This window comes from Vitiosangium sp. GDMCC 1.1324 (assembly GCF_003044305.1).
Classification (GTDB): domain Bacteria; phylum Myxococcota; class Myxococcia; order Myxococcales; family Myxococcaceae; genus Archangium.
Window position 1 is genome coordinate 90549 of the sequence record NZ_PZOX01000020.1, and the last position, 24497, is coordinate 115045.

Here is a 24497-nt window from a genome sequence, read left to right on the forward strand (position 1 = left end):
GGGGGCGGCGTAGGCGGCACTGCTCCGGGTTACTTGCCCCCTCCCGGTTGTTTCTGACTCTTCTCGTAGTCGGCGACCAGCTTCCTGACGCTGGGGGCCATCTCATGGTTCGGCGCGAGCCGTAGGAACTCGCGGTAGTACCCCGCGCCTTCGTCCGGCCGGTTGCGCCGGGCCACCGCCGCGCCCAGCGCCAGGTAGCAGGGCGCGTAGTTGGGATCGATGTTGATGCACTTCTTCAGGACGGACTCGGCCTCGGGGAGCTGCTGCTTGCGCACCAGCGTGACGCCGTCGTCGTAGAGCTGCTTGGCCTGCTGCTCCGTGGACGGACGTTTGGCCGTGTTCGTGCCGGCCGCCGGAGGCTTGGTGGGGGTGCCGGGCTTCGTCGACGGCGCGAGCGCGGCTTCCACCTTCTCCTTGAGCGCGGCGTGCTCCGGGGCGAAGGCGAGCGTGCCCTCGGCGGCCTCGAGGTACTTCTGGGCCTCGGGGAGCCGGCCCGCGTCGAACTCCTTCTGCGCCAGGTCCAGGTTCTTCTTCGACTCCTGCTCGTCCTGGGCCTGCTTCAGCAGCTCCTCGGCCTCGGCGGGGCGCTGGCCGTTGGCGTCCTGGAGGGACTCGAGCGTGGTCACCGCCGTGTCGAAGTCACGCGCGTCGATGGCGGCCCGGGCGCTCTTGAGCTTCTCGGCGAGCGGGATGGCGGGCTCGGCGGGCTGCGTGCCCTTGCCGGCCGGCTCCTGCTGCTGCGCCTGGGCCGGGTGGGACGGCTGGGTCGGCTGCGGCTGCTTCTCCACCACGACGGGCTGCTCGGGCGGGGTCTGGCCGAACAGGAACCAGGCGACGCCTCCGCCCACGACGAGCAGGAACACGGCCGCGAGGGCCAGGATGAGCCCCTTCTTCGAGCCCTTGCCGGTGCCCTCGTGCGCCAGCCCGTCGGCGCTCTGGCCGGGGCCGATGAAGCGCAGCTTCACATGGCCGAGCTCGATGAGGTCTCCGTGCGCGAGCGGGGCCTGCGCGTAGCTCTCACCGTTGACAGCCGTGCCGTTGGCCGACTGCATGTCGATGATGCGCCACTCACCGGAGTCCTCGCGGACGATCTTCGCGTGCGTGCGCGACAGCGAACGGTGGTCGAGCGTGATGTCGTTTTCGTCCGTGCGGCCGACCCGCATCTCCGTGCGGATGCAGGCGAACTCCTGGCCCTTGAACTCGGCGCTCACCCCCACCAGGCGCGGCGCCTCGTCCTCGGCGACCGCGGCGACCTTGCGGGGCCGGTTCATCTCCACCTGATCCATCCGGATCACCGCGGTGGAGTGGCGGCGCGCATCGGCCGGGGCGGGGGTGGGCGCTTCGTCCTCCTGCTCCTCCTCCGGTTCCTCCTGGGCGGGGACGTCCGTCTCCGTCTCGGCCTCGGGCGGGGCGGGTTTGGCCTGGGCCTCGTTGAGGGCGGCCTGCACGGCGGAGGCGGGCAGCCGGATGGTGGGCGCGCCTACCTGCGCGGCGGCCTCCTTCTGCACCGCCAGATCGTAGTCGCCGATCTGGATGAGGTCTCCGTCCGCGACCTGGGCTTGCCCCTCGATGCGCTCACCGTTGATGCGCACGCCGTTGTAGCTGCCCAGGTCTTCCACCAGCACGTGCCCGTTCTGGCGCATCAGGCGTGCATGACGGCGCGACACGTTTCGCTCCGTCAGGCGGATGGTGTTTCCCTCCTGACGACCGATCGTGATCTCGTCCCGGACGAAGGGGACTACAGTCTTTCGCCCCTCGTCGTCTTCGATGATGAGCTTCAGCACGGGTTGGGTCCCCTTACAGCTATAGCAGAACGCCCAGGGGCATCTCAAGAAGGGCATCCACCCTAAAAGACAGGGCTTTTCCCGCAGGAAGGCGTCCCAGGAGGTCGGTTGTCTATCGGACAGATGGCCGCGAGCCCGATCAGGACCTCCCCGCATACTAAGGAGAACCGGGCGATCTGGACGTCGCTGCTACAGTGTTCGCCATGCGAAACATGCTTGCCTCCTTCCTGTGCGCCACGGCGATGGTGCTCCTGCTGGCCCCCTCGGCCCATGCCGATGAGTCCGCGGCGGACATCGCACGCCGGAGCCGCGAGCGGGGCACCCTCAACCTGCTCGGCCAGCGCGCGGAGCTGAAGCTCACCACGGTGACCAAGGACGGCCGGCGCAAGGAGCAGGTGCTCTCCTCCACCGCGAAGCGGGTGGACGGGCGGCTGCATTCGCTCGCGCGCTTCTCTCAGCCGGCGGGTGTGGCGGGCGTGGCGGTGCTCACCGTGGAGGGGGTGAAGGGCGAGCCAGCCGACATCTCCCTCTACCTGCCCAAGCTGAAGCGGGTGCGGAAGGTGGCGAAGGGCCAGCGGGGCCAGTCCTTCATGGACACGGACTTCAACTATGCGGACCTGGGGGGCACGGGCGGCGAGCGCGACGAGTCGCTCCGGCTGATGGGGGAGGCGAAGGTGCTGGAGCGGCCCGCCCACGTGCTGCGCGGGCAGGCGGGGCCGGACTCTCCCTACGGCGAGGTGACGCTCTACGTGGACAAGGAGACGGACGTGCCGCTGAAGGCCGAGTACTCGGATCGCGAGGGCAAGCCCTTCAAGGTGTACCGCGCCGTGCAGCTCAAGAAGTTCAAGGACCGGGTCATCGCCTCGCAGGCGGTGATGGAGAACCTCCAGACGGGCTCGAGCACGACGCTGGAGGTGCTGAAGCTGGAGGAGGTCCAACTCGGCGACGAGGCCTTCACCGAGCGAGCCCTGGAGCGAGGGTGAGACGCGGCCTGACGACTCTGTGGGCCCTGGTGCCCGCGCTCGCGCTCGCGTCCACGCAGGAGGTGGCACCACTCGAGGAGCTCTCTCCGGCCGCGCCCGCCGCGCCCTCTGTGCGGGTGAGTGGCGACGTGCGGCTGGTGGGGGGCGTGGACACTGGCTTCGAGCCGTCTCGCGAGGACGGTCTTGGCGAGCACGTGGTGGACGGGTGGGGGAGGGCGTCGCTCGCCACGGACATGAAGCTGAGCTCCACCTTGCGGCTGGTGGTGGAGGGCCGGGCCCTCTGGCGCGGTGGGGCCCAGAAGGGGCTCGAGCGCGCGAAATCCTCCTTCGAGCCGTACGTGGGCGAGGCCTTCCTCGATGTGTACACCCGGTGGGTGGACGTGCGGGTGGGGCAGCAGACGCTGGCCTTCGGGGCCAATGCGTTCTTCGCGCCCACGGACATCCTCAACCCGAGAGACCTGCGCCAGAGCTTCGTGGAGCTCGAGCCGGAGGACCTGAAGCTGCCCGTCTTCGGCGCGCGGGCGCTCGCCACGGTGGGGCCCCTCACCGTCACCGGGGTCTGGGTGCCCTTCTTCTTCGCGGACCGCTACGACGTGTTCGGCCAGGACATGGCCTTGCTGCAGCCTCCGCTGGGTGTGGGGGTGCCCATCTCCGTGGACCCCTCGGTGGAGGATGGACTTCAGCCACACCTGCTGGAGACGGAGCGGCCGGGCCTTCCGGGAGACCTGGGCCTGCGCGTCACCGGCGACGTGGGCCGGGTGAAGCTGGGGGGCTCGTGGGTCTGGGCCAATGAGAAGCTGCCCCAGGTGACGTTCGATCCGGAGCTGGACGCGTTGTTGCGCGCCCGGGAGCGTGGCGAGCCGGCGGACGCGGCGCTGCTGCTCTCCCTGCAGGACCGGCTGCGCGCGGGCGAGACGCTCGTCACCGGCCGCTATGCGCGCCAGCACGTGGTGGCCGCCGAGGCGAGCACCCTGGTGGGGCCCGCGCAGCTCGACGTGGACCTGGGCTTCAGTCCCTCGCGGACGTTCTATGACGACCGGCTGCGCCCGCTGCGCAAGCCCGCGGTGTCATGGGTGGTGGGCATGTCGCAGGCGGAGGAGTCGGACCTCGTCTACTCCCTCACCTATACCGGGCTCGCGGTGCCGCGCGTGGGCGAGCAGGAGCTCCTCTTCCTGCTGGAGCCCGGCACGGCGCGTGGGCAGGCGCATACGGCCTTCTTCCACCTGCTGGTGGGGGATGTCGCGTACTCGCTCCTGGGCGGCCAGCTCTCGGTGGGGTTGCGCGGGGCCTTCGAGCCCGTCCAGCGCTCCTTCCTCGTGGCGCCGCGCGTGGGCTGGCGTGTGAGTGAGCATGTGCACCTGGGGCTCTCCGCCGAGGTGTACGGCGGCCCGCCCTTCAGTGCCTTCGGTTACTTCAACCGCAACGACCAAGTGCTCGCCTCGCTGCGCGTGACGTTGTAGCCGCCAGGGGCGCTCTCACCGCGCGCTCCCGGCTCTCAGGATGAGCCCTAGGCCGAGGGTCCACTCGTCCTTCCGGGAGACACCCGCATCCGCGTGTACGTGGGCCGCGGAGAGCCGCAGCCACACCGGCTGGTCGTTCACGGCGATGAGCAGCCGCTCGAGGTCCGCCTCCTCGCGGGTCCGCAAGCGCATCACGCCGTCGAAGCTCACCGTCCAGCCCGCGAGGGCCGTACCGCGCACCATCCACCTTCCGTCCTCCGTCTCGTAGCCCGCGTCGAGCAGGAGCGTGGTGAAGGGGGACAGCTCGTGCTCCGTCCCCTCTCTCGAGTGCCGCAGGGTGTGGCTCGCGGCGGGCCCCACACCGAGCCACACCCGCGCCGTGGGCGAGCGCACCGGGTCCAACAGCAGCGCCGCGCGTCCCGTCTCCAGCGTCCAGCCGGGTCCTTCCCAGACGCGCCGCTCGTAGTGGCCCAGGCGCAGCGCCAGCGAGAGGTCGAAAGGGAAGGGAATGCGCACGGGGCGCGCGGTGGGGACGAGGATGAAGCCCTCCTCCAGGTGGCGGCGCAGGTTGCTCTCGTAGAGCGTGGTGATGAGGCCTCGGCGTGCGGTGCCACTCCGGGCCTCGGTGACGAGCAGGCGGTGGGTGTTGAGCCACGGCGTGCCCTTGCTGTGGCTGGTCCGCGCGGTGCGCAGCAGGATGCCGGCGCTCAGCTCGGGCGTGGCCGCTCCGTCCCACACGAGTCCCCCGGCTCCGACGAGCAGCCCGTTGCCTGGGTCGAAGCAGATGGGGAAGGGCTCACCGGCCCCGTCCCATCGGGTGCACGCATCCCCCTGCATGGGGGCACTGGCGAGCAGCAAGGTGAGCGCGAGCGCGAGCATCCCAGGCCCTCCTCAGCGAGCGGTCGCCAAGGGCGCGGAGCGGCGGGGCGGCGCCCACAGAGAGAAGCGCAGGCCCGTATGGACCGACCACTCCCAGACGGAAGGCACGTCCACGAGGTCGCTCCGCCACTGGCCCCGCCCGTCGAGCACGAGGCTCAAGGGCTGGTCGTTGAAGGCCAGGAGGATGAGCTCGTAGCCCGCGCGCACCCGCAGCCGCTCCGGCGTCTCCGGGCGGCCGTCCACTGCTTCTCCGAAGAAGACCTTCTCCGCCTCGACACCAAAGGTGAGGTGGTGGAAGCCGTTCGTGTCGAGGGTGAGGTTGCCCTCGAAGGCGGCGCCGGGCACGAGCGTGAGGAAGTGGTTCGTGCGGTCGTACTCCAATGAGGGGCCCGCGCGCACGCGCACGTACGAGGAGAGGTCCGCCGAGTGCCAGAGGTCCAGCGTGGGGTGCAGGGCGACGAAGGAGTAGAAGACGGCCTCGCTCCCGGAGCGGCGGATCAGTTCCAGCCGCAGCACTTCCAGCCACAGGCCCATGTCGAGGCCGAAATCATGGCGGCGGGGCTCGCCGAGGAACGTGGTCACCCGGACGGGGGGCTTGTTCGGCCGGACGTTGGTGTCGTAGCGCAGCAGCGTGGTATCGAGCGACGCGTCCTGCCCGAGGACCAGCTCGGTGTCGAGCACGGTGAGGCGGCGCATCAGCCGCACATCCCGGGGAAACTCGGTGATGATGCCGAAGTCCACCCGGCCGCGTGACAGGTTGCGCTCCTCGCCCTCGCGCCACAGGGGCGCCCACGCCCCGCCCAGCCAGACGCGCCGGTGCAGATCGAAGTTGAACTGCATCACCCGGCCCCGCTCATCGCGGTACCAGCCGCGAGGCGCCTCGGCGATGGCGGGCACGAAGGTGTAGCCCTCCGCCACCCGCTGGCCGAGTTCCTCCGGGTTCTCCCGGCAGTACGGGACGCGCTCGAGGGGACGGTCACTCGGGGTGCCATCCACGTCCAGCTCGTACTCGGGCGCCACGAGGCAGCGCCGGGTCTTCTCATCGCATTGCACCCGGTAGCGGCCCAGGAGCTCCTGGTTCGGCGCCCCGAGCGGGCCGCACACGGAGGGCTCCCCGTAGCGCATGACGGGCAGGGGGGACTCCGGGGGGGCGAGCGTCACCGGGCCCGGGATGGGCGCTGGCTGTGGCTCTCGCGGAGCCTCGGGGTCTCCGGTCTGGGAGAGCAGGAGGATGAGGAGCGCGGCTGTCACCATGAGCGGATCTCCCGGGCGCCCCGCGGCATGCGGGGAGGGCGGGTTCGATGGATTCAAGACACATGCCCTCGCCTGGAGAGCGGCCCGGCGAGGGGAGGGTGTGCAGACAGGTGTGCAGTCCCGGGCACGATGCGCGGCAGACTGCACGCGGCCCGGCTCCGGTGAAGGTCGACCGGAGCGGGAGGCAGGGATATAAGGCCGCGACCCGCGCCAGGTGCGTGGGCCCATGCGGACGGAGGCGTGTTTCCCCGTGTCGAAAAACGGAGCTCAGCAGCAGGAGCCGCAGACCTTCACCGAGGCCGTACTCGGCAAGGGCATCCATCAAGAGTCCTGGGCGAAGCGCTGGATGGCGCTGGATCCGACGCTGCGCGTGGCGCTGGCGACGGGCGCCTTCGCGGCGCTGCTCTTCATCCCCTACCTGGGCGCAGTGGGCCTGTGGGACTGCTGGGAGACGCACTACGGCGAGGTGGCCCGGGAGATGGTCTGGCGCCGCGACTACCTGTTCCCCTACTGGGAGAACGCGTGGTTCTTCTCCAAGCCGCCGCTCACCATGTGGATGCAGGCGCTGGGCATGGTGGTGGTGGGGACGAACCGCCCCGAGGGCGCGGTGGGCCTCTACACCGAGTGGGGCATGCGCATCCCCTTCGCCCTGCTGAGCATCGCGGCGGTGTCGCTGCTGTCGATGGCCGTGGCGCGCGTGGTGAGTCGGCGCGCGGGTCTGGCCACCGGCTTCGTGCTGGCCACCATGCCGCTCTACTTCCTGCTCACCCGGCAGACGGTGACGGACACGCCCTTCGTCACCACCCTGGTGTGCGCCATGGCCTGCGCCTTCATCGGCCAGCTCGACGACACCACGAAGCACCGCGCCGCATGGTGGTACGCCTTCTACGTCTTCGCGGGCCTGTCCACCCTGGCCAAGGGCCTGCTGGGTGTGGGCCTGCCGGCCGTCATCCTCCTCCTCTACGCGCTCTTCTCCGTCATCCCCTATGACGCGAAGAGCCTCAACGCGCACCTGCGCTGGCTGATGGAGCGCTCCTTCCGCGCCGAGGTCCGCGAGGGCAAGCAGCCCATGCCGGTGCTGTGGGCGCAGATGTACAAGATGAAGCTGGGCACTGGCATCCTCGTGTTCAGCGCGGTGGCCGTGCCCTGGTACCTGGTGATGTGCCTCTTCGAGGGCGTGGACGACGAGGGCAAGCTCTTCTGGTACCGCTTCTTCATCCACGACCACCTCAACCGCCTGAGCGCGGGCGTGTACACCACCACGCCGGGCGGCACCTTCATCTACTTTATCGAGCAGGGCGGCTTCGGCATCTTCCCCTGGGTGGCGCTGGTGCCCGGGGCCTTCGCGCTGGTGTCCCGGCTGCGGCCTCGCTCGAGGGACAAGGCGGACCACCTGGCCCTCATCGCCGCGCTGTGGGTGGCCTTCTCCTTCACCCTGCTGGCCTCCTCGGCCACCAAGTTCCACCACTACGTCTTCCCGGTGCTGCCGGGCATGGCCATCCTCATCGCCCTCTTCGCGGACAAGCTGTGGGAGGAGGGCATCTCCGCCCATGCGATGAGCCTCGTCTTCGGGCTCGTCCTCTTCATCCTCGTGGGCCATGACCTGGCCAACAACCCGAAGAACTTCACCGACCTCTTCGTCTTCAACTACGACCGGCCCTATCCCACCGAGCTCGTGACGAAGCCCATCGCCATGTTCGTCTCCCGCCCGCTGTGGGTGGGGGACCTGATGACGCTGGTGCTGCTCTGCGTGGGCGTCTACATGGCGGTGGGCGTGTTCCCGAAGAGGGCCGAGGCCTCGGTGTACTCGCGTGCGGTGGCGCTGCTGTGCCTGGCGGTGGGCGGGGCCTTCCTCGTGCCCATGGCCACGCGTGGCTCGGTGCCCGCGACGCCGGCGACCGGCGTGGCCCTGTTCCTCGTGGGCTCCTGGATGACCTGGCAGGCTTACCGCGCCAACGAGCAGTCGCGCGCGGCCCTGTGGGTGTTCGCCTCGGCCCTGCTGGTGGCGGGTGCGATGGCCACCGTGCGTGGAGCCCGCATCCCGGCGGCGAGCGACGCGCTCCTCAAGTCCCTGTCCGAGCCCGTCAACGTGAAGATGGCCATGGGCTTCACCTTCTCCGTGGCCGGGGGACTGGCCGTGGTGGCGGCGATGCAGCGGGCGCGGGTGATGCTCTACGGCACCTTCTGGGCGCTCGCGGCTGGCTTCGCCCTCTGGTTCAACTGGGGCCACTGGGTGGACCTGTCCCACCACTGGACGCAGCGCGATCTGTTCTGGCGCTACTACGCCCAGCGCAAGCCGGACGAGCCCATCACCGCCTACCTGATGAACTGGCGCGGCGAGACGTTCTACTCGCGCAACGAGGTGAAGCAGATCCGCGACGTGCCCAAGCTCAAGCCCTTCGTGGACCAGCCCGGCCGCGAGTGGGCGCTGGTGGAGCACAACCGGCTCTCCCTGCTGCGCCAGAACGTGGGCCCCGACAAGGTCGTCACCGTCATCGACCGCGACATCAACAACAAGTTCGTCCTGGTGACCATCGATTGAGCGGCATCTCCGTCCAGGGCCTCGCCAAGCGCTTCGGTGCGCGCGCCGCGGTGGAGGGGCTCACCTTCGACGTGCGTCCCGGCGAGGTGTTCGGTCTGCTCGGGCCCAACGGCGCGGGGAAGACGACCACGGTGCGCATGCTCACCGGTCTCCTCCAGCCCTCGGAGGGGGAGGCCCGCGTCTGGGGCCACTCGGTGCGCACGGACGGCGAGTCCCTGCGCCGCGTGGTGGGGCTCCTCACCGAGCAGCCCGGGCTCTATGAGCGGCTCAGCGCGCGCGACAACCTGCGCTTCTTCATGAAGCTGCACGAGCTGGACGAGCGCGAGGTCTGGCCGCGCGCCCGCTCCTACCTGGAGCGCTTCGGACTGGCGGGCCGAGAGAACGACCCCTGCGGGAGCTTCTCCAAGGGCATGCGGCAGAAGCTGGCCATCGTGCGCACGCTGGTGCACGACCCCAAGGTCATCTTCCTGGACGAGCCCACGAGCGGCCTGGACCCCGAGTCCGCGCGCACCGTGCGCGACGCGGTGGCGGAGCTGGCGGCGGAGGGGCGCACCATCGTGCTGTGCTCGCACAACCTGGCCGAGGTGGAGCGGTTGTGCACGCGGGTGGCGGTGGTGAAGGGGCGGCTGTTGGCGATGGCGCCAGTGAATGAGCTGCGGCGCGCGGGCAGTGCCCTGGACGTGAAGGTGGAGGGCGACGCCGGGCGCTTCGTGGAGACGCTGGCCGCGCTGCCGTTCGCGCCCAACGTGCTCGCGGAAGGCGCGCGGCTACGGGTGATGCTGGCGGACGAGGCGCAGGCCCCGGACGTGGTGGCGTGCCTGGTGGGGGCGGGAGCGCGCGTGCACAGCGCGGTGCCGGCCCAGCGCCCGCTCGAGGAGGTCTACCTGGAGCTCATCCGCGAGGGGAGGGTGTGAGCATGGCGTTTCGTCCCCGGCGCGCGCTGGCCGTCTTCTGGAAGGACTTCCTGGACCTGCGCAAGAACCCGTCGCTGCTGGCCGCCATGTCGGCGCTGCCGCTGGTGCTCGTGGTGGTGCCGATGATCGTCGTGTGGACGTACGTGCGCGACCCGAACGACACCAACCTGCGGGTGATTGCCCTCTACTACGACCCGACCCTGCCCCTGGGCGCCAACGCGGGGCGCTTCCTGGTGGAGCGCACCCTGCTGGACTGGTTCGGCATGTTCCTGGTGATGCCGGTGTTCGTCCCCATCCTCATCTCCTCGCAGAGCGTGGCGGGGGAGAAGGAGCGGCGCACGCTGGAGCCGCTGCTGGCCTCGCCGGTGACGGCGGTGGAACTGGTGGCGGGCAAGAGCCTGGCCTCGCTGGTGCCCGCGGTGCTCATTACGTGGGTGGCCTTCGTGCTGCTGTGCGTGGGCGTGGACGTGGTGGCGTGGCCGCTGGGCCAGGGGCTCTTGATGCCCAACACGCTGTGGCTCTTCGGGGTGCTCGTGCTGGCGCCGCTTTTTGCCTTCTTTGGCAACGGCGTGGCGGTGCTCATCTCCGCCCGGGTGGCCGAGGCGCGCACGGCGCAGCAGCTCTCCGCGCTGGTGGTGCTGCCGCTCGTGGGACTGGTGGGGGGCCAGGTGGCCGGCTTCTTGACCGCGGGTGTGGCCTACTACGCCCTTCAGGGGGGCGTGGTGCTGTTGCTCGACGCGGCCCTGCTGTGGGCGAGTATCCGCCTGCTGGACCGCGAGCGGCTCATCAGCCGCTGGGGATAGCCGAACGGACAGTGGCATGCCGGGTTGACTGGCCAAGGGTGCGGAATCTCTGGCATGTTCCTTGGACAGGCCGGGGGCGGTGCGATCGGCGGGCATGCAATGGGCCCGCTCGCTATGCGTTAGAGGGGTAGACGGCGGGGGCTCCCGGTAGTCGACGCGGTCTCAGGAGGCGACGAAAGCACGATGGGATTCTTCGGTACGATCAAGGACGAGGCGCAGCGCAACTTCATCGCGCGTGCCGACGAGGCGAAGGGCGAGATTGTCTACAAGTATCCGGAGAAGAACATCCGGATGCTCACCCAGCTCACCGTCGATGCCGACGAGGTCGCCCTCTTCGTGAAGGACGGGAAGGTGGAGGGCAAGCTGGGGCCGGGCCGGCACCAGCTGGACGCCAAGAACATCCCGTTCCTGTCGCGCTTCCTGGAGAACTTCACCGGCGGCAACCTGTTCATCGCCGAGGTGTTCTTCGTCTCCACGCGCGAGTTCACGGGCGTGAAGTTCGGCGGCCCCATCGGTGACGTGCGCGACCCCGAGACGGGGCTGGGCATCGGCACGATGGTGTACGGCGACTTCTCCCTCCGGGTGACGGAGCCGGAGAAGCTGGTAGTGGGCCTGGTGGGCATGGGCCGCACGAGCAACTCGGACTTTGTGGGCTGGTTCAAGAACCAGGTCCTCAAGGTCACGCGGGACCGGATCGCCGAGCTTCTGGTGAAGAAGCGCTGGCCGCTGCTGGACGTGACGAGCGGCGCGTACACGGAGGAGATCGAGACCGAGGTCATCGCGGGTCTCAAGCCTCACGTGGACGGCTACGGCCTCACCGTGGTGCGGATGGGCAACTTCCACATCAGCATCAAGGAGGAGGACGAGGCGACGCTGAAGAAACTGTCGAAGGACGTGGCGTACTCGCGTCTGGCGGGCGGCTTCCAGCAGTACGCGCAGGGTCAGGCGATGCTGGGCGCGTCCGAGGGCATGGCCAAGGGCGGTGGCGGCGCGGACGGTGCGCTGCAGGGCATGGGGATGGGCATGGGCTTCGGCATGGCCCAGATGTTCTCCAACCAGCAGCAGCAGCAGCAGCACCATCCGCAGCAGCAGGCGCCGCAGCCTGCTCCGGCGGCGGCTCCGGCCGACACGCGCAGCCCGGCGCAGCGGCTGAAGGAACTCAAGGAGCTGAAGGACGCGGGCGTGCTCTCCGACGACGAGTACAACGCCAAGCGCGCCGAGCTGATGAAGCTGCTGTAGTCCTGCACGAGCCGTCGTAACCCAAGGCCTCCGCCCATGTTCCGGGCGGGGGCCTTCGTGTTTTCAGGACCCCGGGCGAGGACGGCGGCGCACGAGGTGCACACCGACGACGACCAGGGCCCCCCCTGTCCGCGTACCTCCTCCTCGGGCCTTTCAGTGGCTCTTCTTGCTCTGGGGCTTCCGTCCGTGTTCCAGGCGGGAGCCCTCGTGCTTTCTGAGGGCCTTGGCCTCCGGGGTCTTCGCGGCGCGGGCGTGCCGGGTCTCTGGCTTTCGGACCTTCGAGGCCTGCGAGACGTGGGCCTTCGTCGTCTTCGAGGGCACCACCGGCTTCGAGAGCGAGCTCGTCTTGGCTGCCGGGGGCGGAGCCGCTGGCGCCTTGGGCGCGGGTCCAGGTGCCGGCTCGGTCTTCGGTGCGGAGGCTGGCGCCTGGGTCGGCGCGGCCGGAGTGGGCTCGGGGGTGGGCGTCACGGGCGCCGCCGTTGGCGCGGACTCCTGTTCCGGAGCCGTCTCGGGCGTGGCCTCCGGGGTGTTCTCGGGAGAGGCCGGAGCGGTGGGCTTCGGGGCCTCGTTCTCGTCGCGGGCACCCAGCTTGATGGGCACCCCGAGCGTGGTGCCGAGCCGCAGCAGCAGCACGTCCGGCGCGATGCCCTTCTCCCCCATGGCATCGGCCACCTCGCGTGCCGAGCGCGCGTTGCCGTGGGCCCACAGCCCCTTGAGGAAATTGCCGGCCTCCGGCTCGTGCCACCAGGACGGGCCGAAGCGCGCCTTGAGCTGGCCCTGGAGCTGGCCCGCGAGGAACCATGCGCGGAAGCTGTCCGCCGACTGGAAGAAGTCCTCCTGCTCCACCAGGTAGCGCGCGGTGTCGTCGTCCGTCGCCGGCATCTCGTCCACGCGCTCGAGGATGGCCTTGTACAGCTCGCGGGCGTCCACCGCCTCGTCCTGCTGCCGGTGCAGCGCGAGCTGGTACAGCAGCTTCCCCGCGGCCCGGCGGATGAGGAACAGCTTGTGGGCGCTCGTCGCCGACAGATACGCGGCCCGGTCCTTGCCCGTCAGCCCCGCGTGCTCCTCCAGCCACACCGGGTCCTCCGTCAGGTCCTCGAAGAGGGCCGCGTACGCCTCGGTGACGGTGGGGTTGCCCAGCTTGGCCAGCTCGAAGCGGGGCTCCTTCGTGAAGGCGTAGTGCAGCGCATGGCCGAACTCGTGCAGCAGCCGCGCCTGCTCCAGTGCGCCCTCGGCGGGCCGCACCGACAGCCGCACGTCCCCGGGCACTTCAATCCCCAGCGACAGCGGGCGCGAGTTCTTCCGCTTCACGTCGTCCCGCGCGTCGATGCGCACGTTCTTCATCTCGCCCAGGTCGATGCCCATCCCCGACATGGTGCCGTGCGCGCGCAGCAGCAGCTCGCCCTTGGGGAAGAATCCATCCACCTCGCGCGGGCGGAACAGCCGCGGCAGGTCCGCCCGGGTGAGGTTCGCGAAGGGCATCCCGAGCTCACGCTGCGCGAGCCGCTCCATCACTTCCTTGTAGGGCGCCTCGGTGGCCTGGAGCACCTCCTCGGCCAGCAGTCCCAGCCGGCCCAGGTCCGTCTGCCGCAGCTCGCCGCCGAAGGCCTCGTACGAGGCGTAGCCCAGCTCGCGTACCAGCGCTTCCGTCTGCTCCTCGCGCTTGCGGATGAGCGTGTTGAGCCGCTCCAGCGCCGGCGTGGCCGCGGTGTAGAGGGCCTTGCGCCTCGGTGCGCCGCGCTCGTTGGCCAGCAGCCGCTCCAGGTCGCGCCAACGCACCTCGCGGCCGTCCACCTGGAAGGTCAACGAGGCCTCCAGGTTGGCCAGGGCGTCGTTCACCTCGACGAGCTGCTGCGACAGGTACTCGCCCGCGAAGTGCGACTGGAGCGCGGTGAGGGCGCGCAGCTCGCGTGCATCCGTGGTGCGCTGGCGCAGCCGGTCGATCTTCCGGATGTTGTCGAGGCTGAACAGCCCCTCCTTGCCCACGTACGTGGAGGCCACGTCCGCCCGGGCTCCTTCCGCCCAGTAGCGCCACACCAGCAGATCTTGCGACTTGAGCAGGGCCTCGGCCTCGGAGGCGAGCCGGGCCACCTCGGCGGCCAGCTGCTGCTCCTCGGTGAGGGGGGGAGGGGGAGCCTTGGTCGTGACGCACCCGCCGAGGGAGCTGAGGCCGAAGAAGAGGACGAGTGCGGGAAGCCTTGGGCGCATGGAACGCGCAATGTAACTTCCGCGCCGCTCATGCCCAATCAACTCCAGTGGCGCTCGGCCGCCGCCCGGCAGGCACTCTACGGAGCCCTCCGCCGTTTCTTCACCCAGCTTGGCTACCTCGAGGTGGACACGCCGCTGCTCGTCCCGGCCGCAGGGATGGAGCCCTACATCACCGCCTTCGAGGCCCCTTTCGTCCCCGAGACGGGCGTGGGGCAGCGCCGCACCCTCTACCTGCACACCAGCCCCGAGTACGCCATGAAGCGGCTGCTCGCCGGTGGGGCGGGTCCCATCTTCCAGATTTGCAAGGTATTCAGGAACGGGGAGGTCTCGGAGACCCACAACCCCGAGTTCACCATGCTGGAGTTCTACCGGCCCCAGACGGACTACCACGCCATCATGGCGGACCTGGAGGGGGCGCTGGCCGAGGCGGACCGGACGGTGGGGGGCGATGGTTTCTTCTCCCGTACGCCCTATGAGCGGCTGACGGTGCGCGACGCGGTGCTGCGGGAGACAGGCGTCGACTTGAGGGCCTGTCCGGATGGGCCCTCGCTGAAGCGGGCGGCGGAAGCGGCTGGCGTGCGCACCGGGGATGCCACCAACTTCGACGACGTCTTCTTCCACCTCTTTCTGCAGAAGGTAGAGAGGAAGCTGGGTTGGGAGCGGCCCACCTACCTGACGGAGTACCCGGCCTCCATGGCCTCGCTGGCGCGGCTCAAGCCCGGAGACGCCTCGGTGGCCGAGCGCACGGAGCTGTACGCCCGGGGGCTGGAGCTGGCCAACGGCTTCTCCGAGCTGACGGACGCGGTGGAGCAGCGGGCCCGCCTGGTGGAGGAACAGGAATTCCGGCGCCGGTCGGGCCGGGCCGTCTATCCACTGGACGAGCGGTTCCTTGACGCGGTAGGCCACATGCCGCCTTCGGCGGGTATCGCCGTGGGGCTCGATCGTATCTTGATGCTGTTGCTGGGCGTGGAGAGCATCTCGGAAGTCCTCCTCTTCCCGGCGCACGAATTCGTTTGATGTGAAGGACCCCGGGCTCTCACGGTGCTCGGGATTGAAGTGACATGGCCACCAAGAAGCCGCAGATCCACAGTTTCCAGGCCCACCCCTGGCACGGCATTTCCCCTGGCGACGAGGTCCCCGAGGTCGTCACCACCTACATCGAGATCGTCCCCACCGACACGGTGAAGTACGAGCTCGACAAGGAGTCGGGCCTCCTCCGGCTGGACCGGCCCCAGCGGTTCTCCAGCCAGTGCCCCACGCTCTACGGGTTCATCCCCCAGACCTACTGCGACGAGTTGGTGGCGAAGCGCTGCGCCGAGCGCACCGGCAACAAGGACATCAAGGGCGATGGGGATCCGCTCGACATCTGCGTGCTGACGGAGAAGGTGATTCCGAGCGGTGCACTGCTGGTGCGCGCGGTGCCGGTGGGCGGCTTCCGGATGGTCGATGGCAACGAGGCCGACGACAAGATCATCGCCGTGCTGGAGTCGGACCTCGTCTTCGGGGCGCTGCAGCACGTGGCGCAACTGCCGACCACTCTCGTGGAGCGCCTCAAGCACTACTTCCTCACCTACAAGCAGATTCCCAGCGAGGTGAAGCGCTCGGTGGAGATCGTCGAGATGTACGATCGCTCCGAGGCCCACGAGGTCATCAAGCGCAGCATGAAGGATTACCAGCGCGTGTATGGCCAGGGGCCGGCGCGTAAGCCTCGCGGCCGCAAGGGTTGAGAGCCTCACGGCTCCGCCCAAGGGTGATTTGACCCTCCACGAGGGGGCGGGTAGAAGCGCCGCCCCGTGTCCGCTCCCTCGTGCTTCCAACACCCGGATGTGACGTCGACCACCCGTTGTGGCGGGTGCTCCCAACCGCTCTGCGCCGCGTGCGCGGTCTTCGAGGGCGGGAGGGATCGCTGCCAGTCCTGCGTCGCCCGCTACTGGCGCGCCCGGAAACTCCAGACGGGAGTGTTCACAGTGGCCGGCGTAGCCGTGCTCGCGCTGGGCGTGGCGTATCTGGTGGGTGTGTTCCCCCAGGGCCGGAAGGTTCCGGAGAACGGCTTCGACTACGGGCCCAAGGCCGTGCTCGTCCAGAAGCTGCGCGAGGAACTCGCGGAGCAGCCCTGCGACCGGACCAAGGCCGTGCAGTACCTCCAGACCCTGTTCTCCGCCGAGGACCTGCATGGCTCCATCCGGTTCGCCGATGACTTCACCGCGCGGTGCGGGAAGTTCGCCCAGCTGCGGTCCATCACCTACTCGGCGCACACGCGGTTGAACGAGTTCGACCTCGCCGTCCAGGATGCCACGGAGCTCATCGAGAGCGCCCCGGGCAACGCCGGGCACTGGATCTGGCGCGGCATGGCCCACGAGGCCCGTGAAAAGTCCGAGCTGGCCCTGGCCGACTTCGAGCAGGCCTTCCGCCTGAAGCCGGAGGAGTTCCAGGTGGCCAACCAGCTGGCCAGCGCCTACGAGCGGCAGCACCGGACGTGTGACACCCACCTCGTCTTGCTGGAGCATACGCAGGCGAATCCTGCGGAGGCCGGACGGGTCCAGCTGACGTCGTGGCTCGAAGGGCTGGCGCGCGGGAGCAAATGCATCTTCGGCAAGGGCTCGGCGGTGGTGCCCGTCGCCAGGGCGGGCGTGCGGTGGGTGGAGCCGCTGGTGGAGGGCAAGGCGCGCGGCCGGTTCATCCTCGACACGCGAGCATCGACGGTGACGCTCTCGCAGGGGTTCGCGGAGCGGCTCGGGTTGAAGCTCGAGGGGACTCCCACCGTTCCGCTCCACACGGCCGATGGAACCGTCCAGGCCCATGTGACCCGGGTCCAGAGCATCGAGCTCCAGGGCGCCCGGGCCGAGAACGTCGAGGTGGTCGTCACCTCCTCCCTTCCCGAGGGGGCGGAGGGGGTGCTCGGGCTCGGCTTCCTGGCGCGCTTCGAGATGAAGCTCGATGCCCGCGCGGGCCGTCTGGAGCTCTCGGAGCGCACGTGGCTGGAGCGGGAGGCCCGGTAGCTAACGCACTTCGAGCAGCCGTACGCGTTTGTAGAGACGGCGGTCGAGCGGTACCCGCACGTCCGCGAGCTTCATCTCCGCGTCGAACTCGATGCTGACGGTGGGGACGGGGGGGCTGATGGAGATGATGAGCTCGATCTGCCACAGGCTCACGAGCCGCGTGCGGCCCTGAAGGGCCTCGGGGGGAGGAACAGGGAGGCGCTCGGCGGCGGCGCGGATGTCGATGATCGCCTCGCGGTCCACCTGGTCGTCGTTGCTGGGGCTGACGAGCTCCACGTTGAGCAGTCGGCCCTGGGTGTCTTGCACCACGCGCACGGTGGCGCTGCGGGTCGCCCGGAACTGCTCGCCCATCTGCCGGGCCAGGGTGCGGCGTGCCTCGAGCGAGGGGTCTCTCCCGGGTGGTAGCCGGTCGCTGCCCTGCGGCGTGTCGGAGTCGAGCGGTGAGCCCGTATTGGCAAAGGCCGCGGCACGCTCCGACCAGATGCGCGACCACTCCTTCGTGTTGCCACGGGACTGATCGAGGAATCCCTTGAGGCCCTTGGCGGAGACGGCGCGCTCGGCGTCCCAGTTCTTCAGCAGGGATTTGCCCAGCTCGGTGTAGTAGGGGTGCACCAGGCCGCGATCCACCTTCCCGCGCCGGACGCCCTCCAGCAGCATGTCGGCGACCTTCTCCTCGGGTGTCGCGGGGACGGGCACCCCCGCATCCGGAGTGTTGATGCCTTGCTCGGGGCTCCACGTCAGCGAGGGCGAGGGCAGCAGCCGCGAGGCGCCCAGCCGGGGCCCGTCGGCCCGGGGTGTGTCCGCTCGAGGCACGTCATCCGCCCGGGGCGGGGGCGCCTCGGCGACGGCGTGAGGCTCGGACGGGGTGGGCGCGGGCTCGGGCGGGGGCCTTGCCGGTGGAGGAGGCTTCGGAGCCTGCGCGGTCGCTGAAGGCCTGGCGCGGGGTGGCTTGGGCGGCGGGGGGCTCGGTGGCGAGGGCTTTGGCGGCTCGGGCGGCGGGGGAGTCACCTCCACCTCGACGAACTGGAGCGTCGCCTGGGCGGGCGGCGACGGCGTCCGCTGCTGCGCGCGCGAGGAGCTCCGCGCCTCCATCCACAGCCATACCGCGGCGTGCAGGCCGAGGCTGAGGACGAGCGTGAGCAGCAGTCGGCGGCGGGAGTCCGGCATCGCGGCGCCGATTCAACCACTCTTCGCGCCCATACCCGACCTCCGCGGTGAGAAAGAGTATTGCTGACTCTTTCTCCGCCCGTTAGAGTCCCGTCCCGGGAGGCACACCATGGGGAGTTCGCTGCTCGCGACGGACGGCTACAAGTTCAGCATGGCGGAGGCTGGCTGGCCGCTGCGCCGGGAGACGTTCTACTACTCGCACCGCAAGGGGGGACAGCAGGTGGTGCCGTTGGACATCGAGTCCCATGTGCGGAGCCTGCTGCCGGAGCCCACCGAGAGCGACTACCTCTACCTGGCTCGCAACAGCTACGAGATGGGGGCGGGCTTCAAGGCGGCCATCCAGCAGAAGCACAAGCTGACCATCCGGGCCCTGCCCCGAGGCACGCGCTTCTATGCGCGGGAGCCGGTGTTCTCGCTGACGGGGCCCTCGGCGCTGGTGTCGTGGCTGGAGCCGCTGCTGTTGCAGCTCAACTTTCGCATCCAGATCGCCACGCATGCGCTGGCGGACCGCGAGGCACTGGCGAAGGCGCTGGCGGTGGTGTCGTGCGAGGAGGAGAAGCGCATCGCCCTGGAGACGCTGGACGCGGTGGGGGTGAAGCCGGTGCCCATCTCCGTGGACACCGAGGGCTACCACGCGCGGGTGGTGGCGGTGGTGCGCGACCTGGTGGACGCGGTGAAGGACCCGAGCCGCATCTTCGAGGTGGGGCTGCGCGCGGCCACGTGCCTGGAGCAGCATGAGCTGGCGCTGCGGGCCTGCAAGGAGGCGGGTGTCACGCGCACCAGCAACGTGTACCTGGCGCAGAAGCTGGGGATGATTCCGGTGGGCACCATGGGCCATGAGCACGTGCAGCGCTACGGCTCGGACGAGGCGGCCTTCCGGGCCATCCGCGACCGGCGGCCGGAGCGCTCCAGCTACCTGCTGGACACCTACGACACGCTGGGCTCGGGCCTGCCGGCGGCCTTCCGCCTCATCCACGAGGAGCCCATGGCGGGGGACTCCATCCGCTTCGACTCGGGCGACAAGAAGAAGCAGTACACGCAGGCCGTCTCGCGGGCGAAGGAGGAGGGCGTCAAGCCGGTGCTCATCCTGGAGGACGGACTGGATGCGCAGGCCACGCGTGAGTTCGAGGCGCTGCGCAGCCAGTTCGGCTGGGAGCCCGCGAAGCAGTTCTACGGCTACGGCGGCTTCATCGTGGCGCGCACCATGGCGAGCCCCTTCACGCGGGACAGGGTGGCGGCGGTGTACAAGCTGTCGCGCACGGGCCCCACGGCGACGATGAAGTTCGGCAACGAGCTGGCCGAGGGCAAGCAGAGCATCCCGGGCGTGCCGGTGGTGTTCCGGCGCCGGAGTGGCTCGGGGCCCATTGGCCTCATCGGGCAGGAGGGAGAGCCGGCGCCCGAGGGCTACGAGTTGCTCTCCGGTGCCGCGCCCGGGGCCGCCTCGGCCATTCCCACGGGCGGGGCCGAGGAGCACCGCGTCGCGTACACGCCGGCCACGCAGGCGCTGGTGGAGGAGTTGCGCCACCGCCACTTCCCGCGAGGTCCTGCGCACCATTCTTGAAGTTCCCAGGAGGACGCCATGCCGTTGCCCATTCCCGAGTTCCATGACGACCAGCGCGTGGGCTCGCTGTACCTGGAGCGAGCCGCGCAGGTGACAGAGGAGGCCCGCCGCTACGCGGTGGCGCACAAGGTGAGGCCCGCGCGCGAGGACCGCATCCGCATCGCCGCCTTCGGCATCGACGTGCAGGTGGCGTTCTGCCAGCCCGAAGCGAGCCTCTTCGTCCCGGGCGCGGTGGAGGACACGCAGCGTACGCTGCGCTGGCTGTACGCGCACCTGGACAAAATCACGGGGCTGGTGTTCTCGCTGGACACGCACCGCGTCTTCCAGATCTTCCACCCGGCGTGGTGGCAGGACGCGGAGGGCCGGCCGCCGGCGCCGCTGACGCCCATCTTGTCGGCGGACATTCGCGCGGGGAAGTGGCGGGCCACGCGCCATCCGGAGGAGAGCCTGGCCTACTGCGAGCGGCTGGAGGCCTCGGGGAAGTACGTGCTGACGGTGTGGCCGTACCACGCGCTGCTCGGAGGGTTGAGCCACGCGCTGATGCCGGCGGTGATGGAGGCGAGCCTGTTCCACGCGATGGCGAGGGACACGCAGACGCGCTTCGAGCAGAAGGGCGAGGAGCCACTGACGGAGAACTACTCGGTGCTGTCGCCGGAGGTGACGGAGCTGCCGGGGCGCAAGGTGGGCGAGTTCAACCAGGACCTCTTCGAGCACCTGCTCACGTTCGACCGCGTCTACGTGTTCGGACAGGCGAAGTCGCACTGCGTGCTGTCGACGCTGTTGGATTTGAAGCAGCACATCGAGGCGACGGATCGCTCGAAGATGGGGCGCATCCACATCCTTGAGGACGCGATGAGCCCGGTGCCGGCGCCGCCGTTGGACCCGTTGCCCGCGGGGCTGGACTTCCCGCGCGTGGCCGATGAGGCGATGCGGATGTTCCGGGAGGCGGGGATGAAGGTGGTGCGGACCACCGACCCGTTGAGCGTGTGAGGGCGCCGGAGGTCCTTCGGGCGCGCAAGACGCTGGCGGCGTACGCGCGCCCGGCGGTGGCGGTGGACCTGGTCATCCTGACGCTGGTGGACGGTGCGCTGAACGTGCTGCTGGTGCGCCGGGGCGAGCCCCCCTTCGAGGGGAAGCTGGCGCTGCCGGGCGGCTTCCTGCGGGTGGGAGACGGGGTGGAGGAGCAGGGCGAGGACCTGGACGCGGCGGCGGCGCGGGAGCTGGAGGAGGAGACGGGGCTGGGGGCCGAGGGGGTGCTGTTGGAGCAGTTCGCCACGTTTGGCCGGCCAGGGAGGGATCCGCGGATGAGGGTGCTCTCGGTGGCGTACTACGCGCTGGTGCGGCCGGAGCTGGCGAGGCGGGTGCGAGCGGGCGGAGACGCGGCGGAGACGTGCTGGGCGCCGGTAGCGGGACTGCACGAGGGAGCGCTGGCCTTCGACCACGAGGACATCCTCCGGGTGGCGCTGGCGCGGATGCGGGAGAAGCTGGACACGTCGTCGCTGGCGTTCTCGCTGGTGCCGGAGACCTTCACCATTCCGGAACTGCGCACGGTGTTTTCCGCGGTGAAGGGCGAGCCGCAGGATCCGGGCAACTTCCGCCGCAGGGTGACGCGGCTCATCGAGGACGGGGTGCTGGAGAAGGCGCCGGGAGTGCGGCGGACGGCCTCGAAGCCCGCCGCGCTCTACCGGTTCCGTGCCTGAGTACTCCCCGTTGCGCTAGCGGACCTCCACCTCGGTGGCGATGATGCCCCAACCGTCGGGAGGACTCTCGCTTTTGAGAACGTCCACCACGCGCTCGTGGACCAGGAGCAGCGATGGCTCCTGCACGATGCGGAACATGGGCTTCTCATACGTTGCCGCGCGCGAGAGCACGAGTTCCTCGAACTCGACGAGCGCTGGCACCTGGTCGTTTCCCGCCATCAGCGTCTGGTACTTGGATGCGTCCATGTCGGCTGCGTCCAGAAGGCCCAGAACATTGAACACATGGAATCCAGTCCACTCTGCATGCTCATTGGGATTGCGGAGCACCGCGGGGAAGAGTTGGAAGTTGTCGACTCCCGCTTTCCTGAGTGCCGCGACGAAGCGGTCGCTGACCACTGGAATCCTCTCACCGAGCATGTGAGGCAGCGGAACCGATTTCGGAAAGTTCACGCGGAATGTGAGTGGTGACGGCAGGCTCTCTTGTATCAGCGCGCCACGCATGAAGTGAACCCCTTCTGGAATCTTCGGGTTCTCCACGATGCTGTAGTCGCTGTAGAAGTCAGGTTCGATACTCCTGTACATCGGCATGAGGCGCACCCTTTCGGTGGGCTAGAGTCGCGTGCGCTTATGAGTGCACACCGGCTTGTGGTATTCGAGTGCGTACTTCGACAGAAATACATTCCAGCCCTGTCGTGGACCACTCAGCTTGTTTCTCATGAGGCTCGACAGGTTGTCGAATATCTGGTTGGTCGTCACGCTGGGCTGTGGCTTCTTGTCTGGCTTGCAGAGCTGGCATGCATTGCTCCACGCCTCAATGCGCTCATCTATTTCAGCCAGTTTCTTCTTGAGGTATTTGTCATACGATGGATGGAGGTCGCCACCTGGGTCATCCGGGTCGGTGATGGCGTGGTGCCCCTTGTGAAACTGGCGTTGCGTCTTCTCCATCACCTCGATGGCGATGGCAAACTTCTCCTCGAAGCTCTTCGGCCCCCAACTACCACCCTTGTATTGCTCCGGAATGGAGGGAGCCCAGAAGCCATTGTCTGCGTTGTTCACGGAGTACCCGGTGTCGCGTTCGATCTTCCCCTTGGAGGCGGCAATCCACCTCTCGACGGGCTCTCCGTCCAGCGCCTGCTTTCCGCTGATGAGGTGATGGGCCTCGCACGAGTAGGCGCCGCGTTTCGGGTCGGGACTCGTATAGATGGGGGTCGGCTTCGGCTGTGATATCGAAGCCGATTGCTGGTCCTTCTCGCCTTCCTTGGGGCGAGCGCCGCCTTGTTTGGATGGCAGGCGTGAGGGTTTCCCCATGATTTCCTCGAGTGCTCCGGAGTCGTTTGCCGCTCCTGGATGCGTCGTGTATGCCTTCGGCTCCTCTTCTGGACAGAAGGGGCACTCCTTGGCTCCGGGTGAATGGCCAGCGGCGACCGAGACGACCTCACCTATTTCGCTCATGATGAAACTCTAGCACGCCGGGCGCTGGCGCTTGCCATGGATTGGGGCTACCCGGGAGGGAGTGGACGGAACCGACCAACACGCATCAGACCAGCGCAGTTGCGCGCTCCTCAGCCCATGATGTTCTTCTTGTTGTGAAAGAGGGGGTCTCCCAGCCGGCAGACGTTCTTGCCCTCGAACTTCACGTCGAAGGAATACAGCATGAATTCGGCAGGGCCCTTGGTGGAACTGCTCATGACTCCACCGCCCGCCGTTCCGGCCTCGTCACCTGAAGTCGTCTTGTATTCAGCTCCCTTGACCATTGGCATCTTCCCGTTCACCGTTACTTTCTTGGGGCCCTTCGATGCATCCGAGGATTTGCCAATGTTGGGATATGGGATGGGAACGGGCCCACCCGGCGATGGAGTCTTGCATACGTCTGGGAAGACGATGCTCTGTCCGCCGCCATCCTCGGTCGCGATACCACGGCTGTTGGCGAATACCTTTGTACCCATATGCGTCTCCTAGTGCGTTGCCGCCCGGAGCATCACTGCTGCCCGTTCCTCAAGATCAGATGAACACCATACCAGACAAGGTCCCTGCCGATACCCTTTGCTTATCCCTATCGATGCGAGCGCGAGCATCATCGGGCCTAGGGCCGCTCCTGGATCTCCGGTGAACTCAGCAGGGTGTTCGGTACGGTAATCGGCTTCGAAATGCTGTGAGTGCCGTATGTAGGCAACCCCCCACTCCTTCGTCCAGAAACTCTCACCATTGAGGCCCGAATACACGCAGCGGATTCGGGGGGGCTGCGGTGGCGCTCGTTCGAAGAGCACCCGGAAGGCTTGAGCAAGGCCTTCTCCAAGATAGGGTTTCCTGCTGTAGCGGTGTCCTGGCTCGCTGCCCGTACCCGCACTGGTGATGCGCGCGAGCGGTGTCCGCTTCTGCCGCTTCGCCTCTCCTCCCGTCCCCAAGAGGAGGAAGGCAGCGCCCTCACCGGGCACGAAGCCATCGGAGAGGCCATCCACTTTGAGCCGATCCTCCGAATCCAATGTGGCCAGGAGGTGGGCGTCGCAGTACGTGTCCACTCCGCCCACGAGCACCTGGGTGGTGCGGCCGGAGGCAAGCAATTCGAGTGCGCGCTCCACGGCTACCAGGCCCCCCGCGCGTCCCTGGCGGAAGAGTTGGCTCTGTTTTATCTCCAGCGTGACGTTGGCTTGTTGTGCCAGGTGCTCCAAGAAGGCCCCTCCCACGGAATCGCCCCAGGGCTGCGGCTCGGGGAGGGAAAGGAGGAGGGGCGGTGGTCTGTTACAGGTTTGGGTTGCTTCCTGCAGCGCCGTGGAGGCGAGCCGCAGCATTCGCTGATGGCGTACAGGCATCGATCTCATGCCACCGAGCAGGGCGTCATCGAGCGGCGAGAGGTGCTCTTCCTCGAGGAATGCCGCGAAAAGTCGAGCGAGTCGCTTGTCAAGGATGTGAGACTTTCTCACACGCGAGATGCCAGCCCGGATGGCGGAGGCTGTCGCTCCTGCCGTCAATCCCACGGGCGTCACCATGCCGACGCTCAGTACCT

General features: G+C 68.7%; 21 protein-coding genes. 12 read left to right on the forward strand and 9 right to left on the reverse strand.

Annotated elements, in window-relative coordinates; genetic code table 11:
• Positions 1–29: 29 nt before the first annotated feature.
• On the reverse strand, positions 30–1784 hold the full coding sequence (locus tag DAT35_RS42175; RefSeq protein ID WP_108074969.1) for an FHA domain-containing protein: 1755 nt from the start codon (positions 1782–1784) through the stop codon (positions 30–32).
• A gap of 203 nt (positions 1785–1987) precedes the next feature.
• On the opposite strand from DAT35_RS42175, the gene DAT35_RS42180 reads away from it, so the two are divergent.
• Both DAT35_RS42180 and DAT35_RS42185 read left to right on the forward strand, forming a co-directional pair.
• Complete coding sequence (locus DAT35_RS42180; protein ID WP_146210105.1) at positions 1988–2767, forward strand: outer membrane lipoprotein-sorting protein; 780 nt, start codon at positions 1988–1990, stop codon at positions 2765–2767.
• Positions 2764–4227 carry a hypothetical protein gene (locus DAT35_RS42185; RefSeq protein WP_108074971.1) on the forward strand — a complete coding sequence of 488 codons (1464 nt, stop codon included), beginning with the start codon at positions 2764–2766 and terminating at the stop codon, positions 4225–4227. The genes DAT35_RS42180 and DAT35_RS42185 overlap by 4 nt, the downstream gene beginning before the upstream one ends.
• Before the next feature lie 15 nt (positions 4228–4242).
• Here the strand turns inward: DAT35_RS42185 and DAT35_RS42190 are convergent, their stop codons facing one another.
• Positions 4243–5106 carry a hypothetical protein gene (locus DAT35_RS42190; protein ID WP_108074972.1) on the reverse strand — a complete coding sequence of 288 codons (864 nt, stop codon included), beginning with the start codon at positions 5104–5106 and terminating at the stop codon, positions 4243–4245.
• A gap of 12 nt (positions 5107–5118) precedes the next feature.
• Positions 5119–6360 carry a hypothetical protein gene (locus DAT35_RS42195; protein ID WP_108074973.1) on the reverse strand — a complete coding sequence of 414 codons (1242 nt, stop codon included), beginning with the start codon at positions 6358–6360 and terminating at the stop codon, positions 5119–5121.
• A gap of 226 nt (positions 6361–6586) precedes the next feature.
• Between DAT35_RS42195 and DAT35_RS42200 the strand changes: the two genes are divergently transcribed.
• The 4 genes from DAT35_RS42200 (at position 6587) to DAT35_RS42215 (ending at position 11858) form a co-directional block, all read left to right on the forward strand.
• Complete coding sequence (locus DAT35_RS42200; protein WP_108074974.1) at positions 6587–8902, forward strand: glycosyltransferase family 39 protein; 2316 nt, start codon at positions 6587–6589, stop codon at positions 8900–8902.
• Entirely contained in the window at positions 8899–9816 is a 918-nt protein-coding gene (locus tag DAT35_RS42205; protein ID WP_108074975.1) for an ABC transporter ATP-binding protein, read from the forward strand. Before DAT35_RS42200 ends, DAT35_RS42205 begins: the two co-directional genes overlap by 4 nt.
• A 2-nt stretch (positions 9817–9818) precedes the next feature.
• Positions 9819–10619: an ABC transporter permease subunit gene (locus DAT35_RS42210; protein WP_108074976.1), complete on the forward strand. Its 801-nt coding sequence runs from the start codon at positions 9819–9821 to the stop codon at positions 10617–10619.
• Positions 10620–10802: 183 nt separating this feature from the next.
• The gene (locus DAT35_RS42215) at positions 10803–11858 is read left to right on the forward strand and encodes an SPFH domain-containing protein (RefSeq protein ID WP_108074977.1); all 1056 of its coding nucleotides are present in this window, start codon (positions 10803–10805) and stop codon (positions 11856–11858) included.
• Positions 11859–12011: 153 nt separating this feature from the next.
• On the opposite strand, the gene DAT35_RS62210 is transcribed toward DAT35_RS42215, so the two are convergent.
• Positions 12012–14066, reverse strand: coding sequence for a chromosome segregation protein SMC (locus tag DAT35_RS62210; protein ID WP_304466083.1), 2055 nt, complete (start codon positions 14064–14066; stop codon positions 12012–12014).
• Positions 14067–14096: 30 nt separating this feature from the next.
• Between DAT35_RS62210 and epmA the strand changes: the two genes are divergently transcribed.
• From epmA to DAT35_RS42235, 3 genes are all read left to right on the forward strand, one after another.
• Positions 14097–15083, forward strand: a complete 987-nt coding sequence (epmA, locus tag DAT35_RS42225) for an EF-P lysine aminoacylase EpmA (RefSeq protein ID WP_108074978.1) — start codon at positions 14097–14099, stop codon at positions 15081–15083.
• Positions 15084–15127: 44 nt separating this feature from the next.
• Entirely contained in the window at positions 15128–15793 is a 666-nt protein-coding gene (locus DAT35_RS42230) for an inorganic pyrophosphatase (RefSeq protein ID WP_108074979.1), read from the forward strand.
• Between the two features lie 66 nt (positions 15794–15859).
• On the forward strand, positions 15860–17065 hold the full coding sequence (locus DAT35_RS42235; RefSeq protein WP_146210106.1) for a retropepsin-like aspartic protease: 1206 nt from the start codon (positions 15860–15862) through the stop codon (positions 17063–17065).
• Here DAT35_RS42235 and DAT35_RS61965 read toward each other — a convergent pair whose 3' ends face one another.
• The gene (locus tag DAT35_RS61965; protein WP_108074981.1) at positions 17066–18232 is read right to left on the reverse strand and encodes an energy transducer TonB; all 1167 of its coding nucleotides are present in this window, start codon (positions 18230–18232) and stop codon (positions 17066–17068) included. It abuts the gene before it with no gap.
• 109 nt (positions 18233–18341) lie between these two features.
• Here DAT35_RS61965 and DAT35_RS42245 point away from each other — a divergent pair, with 109 nt between their 5' ends.
• Genes DAT35_RS42245 through DAT35_RS42255 form a run of 3 tightly spaced genes read left to right on the forward strand, consistent with a single transcriptional unit; the run spans position 18342 to position 21493 of the window.
• Positions 18342–19793, forward strand: coding sequence for a nicotinate phosphoribosyltransferase (locus DAT35_RS42245; protein ID WP_108074982.1), 1452 nt, complete (start codon positions 18342–18344; stop codon positions 19791–19793).
• Positions 19794–19811: 18 nt separating this feature from the next.
• Positions 19812–20783 carry a nicotinamidase gene (locus DAT35_RS42250; RefSeq protein ID WP_108074983.1) on the forward strand — a complete coding sequence of 324 codons (972 nt, stop codon included), beginning with the start codon at positions 19812–19814 and terminating at the stop codon, positions 20781–20783.
• Positions 20780–21493, forward strand: coding sequence for an NUDIX domain-containing protein (locus DAT35_RS42255; protein WP_108074984.1), 714 nt, complete (start codon positions 20780–20782; stop codon positions 21491–21493). The genes DAT35_RS42250 and DAT35_RS42255 overlap by 4 nt, the downstream gene beginning before the upstream one ends.
• A gap of 15 nt (positions 21494–21508) precedes the next feature.
• Here the strand turns inward: DAT35_RS42255 and DAT35_RS42260 are convergent, their stop codons facing one another.
• The 4 genes from DAT35_RS42260 to DAT35_RS42275 form a co-directional block, all read right to left on the reverse strand.
• Complete coding sequence (locus tag DAT35_RS42260) at positions 21509–22081, reverse strand: imm11 family protein (protein ID WP_108074985.1); 573 nt, start codon at positions 22079–22081, stop codon at positions 21509–21511.
• A gap of 21 nt (positions 22082–22102) precedes the next feature.
• Entirely contained in the window at positions 22103–22945 is an 843-nt protein-coding gene (locus DAT35_RS42265) for an AHH domain-containing protein (protein WP_108074986.1), read from the reverse strand.
• Between the two features lie 110 nt (positions 22946–23055).
• Positions 23056–23439 carry a DUF4150 domain-containing protein gene (locus DAT35_RS42270; protein ID WP_108074987.1) on the reverse strand — a complete coding sequence of 128 codons (384 nt, stop codon included), beginning with the start codon at positions 23437–23439 and terminating at the stop codon, positions 23056–23058.
• 9 nt (positions 23440–23448) lie between these two features.
• The gene (locus DAT35_RS42275) at positions 23449–24480 is read right to left on the reverse strand and encodes a beta-ketoacyl synthase N-terminal-like domain-containing protein (RefSeq protein ID WP_108075098.1); all 1032 of its coding nucleotides are present in this window, start codon (positions 24478–24480) and stop codon (positions 23449–23451) included.
• Positions 24481–24497: the final 17 nt, after the last annotated feature.